Here is a 6,238-nt window from a genome sequence, read left to right as displayed (position 1 = left end):
TATTGGACGATGAGTTGCAGAAAAGGTATCAAATTGAATTAAAAAATTGCGGAACGAAATCAAAAAAATACGCTTTATATGTTGATGATATCTTAGTATCTGGTAATACTATATATAATGACTTAGCTGGGCATAAAGATTATAGAACGGAAGAGTATATACCTGGATGGCTTGAATTTAAAAATGAGGACGGTTTAACAAACGCTCAGAAAGTAATTGCAAAAGAGAAAATAGTAATCATCAACGTTTTTTGTTTACATACATGGAATGACATAGAATGGAGGTTGAAAAAAAAATTTGGTGATGAGATAAGAAATAAAATAAGGTATTATTATTATTATAAGGTTCAGAATTTGAGAATATTTAATAATCAAAAATTGAATTTTGCCTACCCTGCGCCGACTGACAATGAAAATATAAAAAAATATTTTAACAGTATTAATGAAACAAGTTTTGGGGAAGTAGCGTTTAGAAAAAAGGGAACTCCAGCAGTTGAAAGTTTTTTTTCATCTCCGGAGAATCGCATCAGGTTTGAGAATATTTTATTAGAAGAAGGGGTAAAGCTTTTTGATAAAGTAGATAAGTTGAAACGTGTTCAAAGACCTTTGGGAATAACAGTTCCTTTTCATAAAACATTGGGCACAGGCACTTTGTTTTTTACTTGGAGAAACATTTCGAATACTACACCGATAGTTTTTTGGTGGGATAATCACGGTTGGTATTTTTTATTTGAGTTAAAAAATAGAGGCGGTAATTAAAAAAAGCAATAAAACATGGAAACAAAAGCAACACGAATATACTCGTTGTCAGAAAGCATAGTTTTCCGTAAGACAAAGGAGGACTTTGGGGGCTTGTCAAATATGGCCGCAGGATATTCGATTAAAATCAACGATATAATTGTGCCGTCAGCAGAACATATGTATCAGGCTTGCAGGTTTCCCGATTATCCCCAAATACAATGGGATATAATAAATGAAAAAAGCCCAATGAGCGCAAAATGGATAAGTAGAGCAAATACAAATTTAACTAGGCCTGATTGGAATGATGTAAGATTTAAAATGATGCAATGGGTTATAGAAGTAAAGCTTTCCCAAAATTGGGAAAAGTTCAGTCAATTATTAATTGCAACTGGCAATAAACCTATTGTGGAGGCGAGCCCAAAAGATAAGGTTTGGGGGGCAGTTAAAAAGGATGATAATACTTATGTTGGCATTAATGCTTTGGGGCGAATTTTAATGCTCATTCGCAAAGAGTTTATACATAACAGTAAACCTCAAAAGTGTGTTGAAACTTTAAACATTGATAACTTTAAGTTTTTAGGAAATACTATAGAAAAAGTTTGCAAGGACGAATATTCAGAACACGAGTGTTATTCATCAAACGAGGCAGACCTTTTTTATGCGGGTTAAAATTTTTCTCAAAACTTAGCTTCCTATTTGTTTTTTTTGGGTGGCGGTGTATTTAATAACCCCTTTAATTGTTGGTCAAACTCACTCAAGTTTTTTTTTTCATCAACAGGGGCTGGCAATTCGGCAATTACTTTTTGTAAGTACCCTAATGCGTTTTGGTCTCTTTCTTTAAAATATGCTGCTGCTCTTTCTTTTAGCCATACATTATGAAAATGCTCTCTAAATTCAGCTAACAAACTATTAGGATATAATTTAACGCCGGGTATAACCCTTCCATCGGGATATGTATGTGTATAGGTAGGAAAATCATTTGGCTCTAATCCTTTTGCTTGCCTTACCCATCCTGCAAACATTCTACCTTGTGAAATATCAGGAACTAATTTATCAGGCAATTCATACCCCTTATCTTCAAGTGGCGCAATTAAATTAAAAACAATCTCATTGAAAACAGAAAAATGCGTTGGCGGTATTTCGCTTCGATTAATTAAATATCGTTGTATATGGTATGGTAATTTATTCCTGTTTGGTACATTACCATTCATCCACTCAAATACCCATTTTGATACAGCTACAGCGAATTTAGGTGACGCCCATTGTGCTAAATTTATTGCAACCTGTGGATGCACCCATGTACCCTGATATTCAGGAATACCGCCTTTTATTTGTTGTACAAGTTCCGATATGGGAATTCCCATATCGGCGTTAAGAGCATCTAAATACTCTTTGGTACTTCCTAATCTGGCATAGTCTGCAAAATTTTTACCTGCCGCCTTACAAATACCTGTAGCATTAATATATCCGTCTGTTATCCTTTGCGTTACTGGTATGTGTTCTAACTCCCTATTTATAAAGGGTATTTCAATTTGCTTTGCCATTTAGCATTTTTTTAAATTATTATAAGTTAATCTCTTATTTGATACAGCAGATAATATTAAATCAAACCTTCCTTGCGTTGCTAATTTACGAGTATTAAACCGTAAAGTAAATTCATCTACATAAGATTGTAAATGTTCTTTTGATACCCAATGATAAATACCGTCAATACCTCTTTTTAAATGAGACCAAAAGTTTTCTATACCATTGGTATGAGCCATTGCATTAACGTATTCCTTTGCGCTGTGGTTAACTGTGTAGTGGCTGTAATCGTTCTTTAAATCTTTGTAACCATTATAATCATCTGTCATTAAAATACTGTCCTTATCAACTACATTGCGAATGATAGGCAATAATGTTTCTTTGTTACGGTCAGGAACTACAATACAAACAACATTACCGCCTCTCTCCCTTAATCCAATTACCGGCTGCTGCTCATGCTTTGTGTTGCCATCTGCATTTTTGTTTTTCTTATTTGCATGTTTATTCTTCGCTTCACCACCCATAAAAGCCTCGTCAATCTCTACAACGTTACCCAATGTTTTTTGAAAATTTGGATGGTCAAAAGCATAACGCAAGCGGTGTAATAAAAACCAAGCTGATTTTTGAGTAACTGAAATATCCCTTGCTAATTGGTGGCTGCTAATTCCCTTTTTGTGTGAACTGAAAACGTACAGGGCTAAGAACCATTTTTGTAAAGGAATTTTAGTGTTATCGAAAATTGTGCCTGTCCTTACATTAAAATACTTCAATGTATTCTTACACTTGTATTTATTACCAGCACATTTGTAAACCTTACTTGTTGCATCAAAAGGAGATACCGGATTGCCTCCCCAGCTAAGGTTTTCTAAGTGGTCAATACAGGCTTGTTCTGTAGGAAATGCTTTCAGTAAATCGAAGATGCTTTTAAATTCTGGTAACATATCTGTTGGCTTTTGTGGTGTAAAGATATGCTCAATATTTCAAACTTCCTAATTATTTGGTGTAAAGTTGTATATCATTGCCAAGTAAAAGGATAATCTCCGGCTAACGCTTTTTGCCCAGCGCATCTTTGCATTGTCAATCGGAAACAAACAAACCCGGTTGGTTGAAATAAATTAAAAACCGCACGTCCTTCAACACCCCTTTAGGGGATGGGGGTGCACAAAACGAAAAAAAATGTACGCATTAAAAAACAAAGTTCAATTGATTGGTAACCTGGGCAACGCACCAGAAGTAAAGAACACCGAAAATGGTAAAAAGCTGGCCCGCTTTAGCATGGCCACCAACGAAACTTACCGTGGCCGTACCGGCGAAAAAATTACCGAAACCACCTGGCATAATGTGGTGGCTTGGGGTAAGGTGGCTGACATTGCCGAAAAGTTTTTAACAAAGGGCAAGGAGGTTGCTATTGAAGGAAAGCTCATCAACCGCAGCTACACTGATAAAGATGGCATTAAAAGATACGTTACCGAAATACAGGTAAATGAGTTGCTGTTGATTGGCGGGGAAAAACCTGCGGCATAAATAGCTACAGCACAAAAATTTACAAACGAAACATATCCGTGAAAATCTGTGCAATCCATTACTAAACAATTTTTGTTTTAAGGCTTCGGCTTAAAATTTGTTGGCCACGGATTGCACAGATTTTCACGGATTATTAAAAACAAATTTATGTCAATACTAATTAATGAAGATATGAGCTACAAAATTATTGGGGCTTGTATGAAAGTTCACCGTTTTTTAGGCCATGGTTTTTTACAAGTAGTTTACAAAGATGCCATGCAAATTGAATTTGCAAAAGCCGAAATTAATTATGTGAGAGAAAAAGAGTTTGATATCAATTACAAAGGAATAATTTTACCTCATAAATTTTTTGCAGATTTTTTTGTAATGGAAAATATTATTGCAGAAATAAAAGCAACCAAAGAGGGAATATCAAATGATTTTATTGCACAAACATTAAATTATTTGAAAGTTTCTAATTGTGCTTTAGGTCTAATTATTAATTTTGGAAAAACAAGTCTTGAATACAAAAGGTTGGTGCTCTAATTTTTCCCTTGTATTCAATCCGTGAAAATCTGTGTAATCCGTGGCTAACTTTTTAAGCCGCAGGCTTAATTCTTCATAATTTAAAAAAGTAATACTGTGGCTACAATAGAACGCAACGAAATATTCGACTTAGCTTACCGCTTTGTAACCGAAACATCTGAGAATATTTTCCTCACCGGTAAAGCCGGTACCGGCAAAACCACTTTTTTAAAATACTTAAAAGAAAACGCTACTAAAAATATTGTAGTAGCCGCACCCACAGGCGTAGCCGCAATAAATGCCGGCGGTGTTACGCTGCACAGTTTATTTCAATTGCCTTTTCACCCGTTTTTACCTACACGAAATCATAAAGAAGAATTGCTGGGCAAAATAAGATATAATAAACAACGGCAACAATTGCTTCGTAAAATGGAGTTGCTGGTAATTGATGAAATAAGTATGGTGCGTTGCGATGTGATGGATGCGATTGATACTATTTTAAAAAGCATCCGCCGCAATTATGATACGCCATTTGGCGGCGTACAATTATTATGCATTGGCGATTTGCATCAGTTGCCACCCGTAGCACAAAACCACGAGTGGAGTATTTTACAGGAATATTATACCACGCCGTTTTTTTTTGACAGCATGGCCATTAAAGAACAAATGCCGTTGCTGATTGAACTGCATAAAATTTACCGGCAAAAAGAAGATTCGTTTGTGCGGTTGCTAAATAAAGTGCGTAACAACCAAATGGATGCCGATGATTTTGAAGACCTGCACATGCGGTACGATCCTTTATTTTCTCCTATGCCCGGCGAAAAATATATTACGCTCACTTCTCACAATAAACAGGCAGCAGAAATTAACCAACGAAAAATAGAAATTTTATTTACCAACGCTTTTACTTTTAAAGCGGAGATAGAAGAAGATTTTCCGGAGCATATTTTTCCGGCAGAGGCTGAATTGCTATTGAAAGAAGGCGCACAGGTAATGTTTTTAAAAAATGATGTGGTTGCCAAAAGATATTTTAATGGAAAGATTGGTGTAGTAAAATTATTGGAGAATAATAAAATTATTGTGGATTGTGATGGTGTGGAAATTGAAGTAGCGAAAGAGACCTGGGAAAATACCCGTTATACTTTAAACCGTAACGATGGTAAGCTGGAACAGGAAACCATGGGAACTTTTACACAATACCCATTGCGCCTGGCCTGGGCTATTACTATTCACAAAAGCCAGGGACTAACTTTTGAAAAAGTAATGATTGATGCCGGTGCATCTTTCAGCAGCGGACAAGTGTATGTGGCACTCAGCCGCTGTACCAGTTTAGAAGGAATTGTATTGTTGAGCAAATTGTCGTCAACCACATTGTTTAGTAATGATAATGTAATTAAAGGTCAGCAATCGCTAACACACAAAGGCTCGCTTGCAGAAAGGTTTACCGGGGCCAGGCAAGTTTTTACCCAACAATTAATAAGTGAAATTTTTAGTTTTAGTGATGTTGAAATTAATATTGCTTTATTGCTGCACCACATTACACAACAGCAGGATAAATTAAATACAGAGAGTTTACCATGGATAGAAAATATAAAACAACATTTTATTACCGATAGATCTGTTGGTTTAAAATTTATTGATGTGGTAAGTGGCATTTTGAAAGAAGAAGCGGTAATTGAAAATAATTCTGCAGCACAAAAAAGAATAAGCGATGCGGCTAATCATTTTGAGCCGAAATTTTTAGCATATCAAAAAGCAGTACAAAACCATCCGCTTGTAACGGAGCACAAAGAAACTTCCAGTATTATCAATGAACAGTTGAATCAATTGGCTTTAGCCATTTACAACACTATTTATTATCTGCAATATTGCAAACAACCATTTTCCGTAACTACATTTTTGCAACACAAATTAAAATTTGCACTGCCTAAAATTAATCTTACCTG

At 35.5% G+C, this 6,238-nt stretch carries 7 protein-coding genes; 5 read left to right on the top strand and 2 right to left on the bottom strand.

The genetic code is table 11. From position 1 onward, the window contains the following. Together ACY651_RS15055 and ACY651_RS15050 are read left to right on the top strand one after the other, a co-directional pair. A partial coding sequence (locus tag ACY651_RS15055; protein WP_462254195.1) for a phosphoribosyltransferase-like protein occupies positions 1–758 on the top strand: 758 nt, incomplete at its 5' end. Positions 759–773: 15 nt separating this feature from the next. Beyond that, positions 774–1,409: an NADAR family protein gene (locus tag ACY651_RS15050; RefSeq protein WP_462254193.1), complete on the top strand. Its 636-nt coding sequence runs from the start codon at positions 774–776 to the stop codon at positions 1,407–1,409. Positions 1,410–1,432: 23 nt separating this feature from the next. Here ACY651_RS15050 and ACY651_RS15045 read toward each other — a convergent pair whose 3' ends face one another. Both ACY651_RS15045 and ACY651_RS15040 read right to left on the bottom strand, forming a co-directional pair. Continuing rightward, entirely contained in the window at positions 1,433–2,284 is an 852-nt protein-coding gene (locus ACY651_RS15045) for a KilA-N domain-containing protein (protein WP_462254191.1), read from the bottom strand. Continuing rightward, positions 2,285–3,205 (bottom strand): IS1595 family transposase, encoded by a 921-nt coding sequence (locus ACY651_RS15040; protein WP_462254189.1) that lies wholly within the window; start codon positions 3,203–3,205, stop codon positions 2,285–2,287. Between the two features lie 235 nt (positions 3,206–3,440). Here ACY651_RS15040 and ACY651_RS15035 point away from each other — a divergent pair, with 235 nt between their 5' ends. The 3 genes from ACY651_RS15035 to ACY651_RS15025 all read left to right on the top strand — a co-directional run. Further along, positions 3,441–3,788, top strand: a complete 348-nt coding sequence (locus tag ACY651_RS15035; RefSeq protein WP_462219331.1) for a single-stranded DNA-binding protein — start codon at positions 3,441–3,443, stop codon at positions 3,786–3,788. A gap of 147 nt (positions 3,789–3,935) precedes the next feature. Beyond that, entirely contained in the window at positions 3,936–4,313 is a 378-nt protein-coding gene (locus ACY651_RS15030) for a GxxExxY protein (protein WP_462254187.1), read from the top strand. Positions 4,314–4,409: 96 nt separating this feature from the next. Continuing rightward, the coding region (locus ACY651_RS15025; RefSeq protein ID WP_462254185.1) for an ATP-dependent DNA helicase at positions 4,410–6,238 on the top strand (1,829 nt) is incomplete at its 3' end.

The sequence above is a fragment of the Ferruginibacter sp. genome (assembly GCF_031391665.1).
In the GTDB taxonomy this organism is placed as follows: domain Bacteria; phylum Bacteroidota; class Bacteroidia; order Chitinophagales; family Chitinophagaceae; genus Ferruginibacter.
Note: the sequence above shows the minus strand (reverse complement) of the source record. Positions and strands in the feature narration are given on the sequence as shown.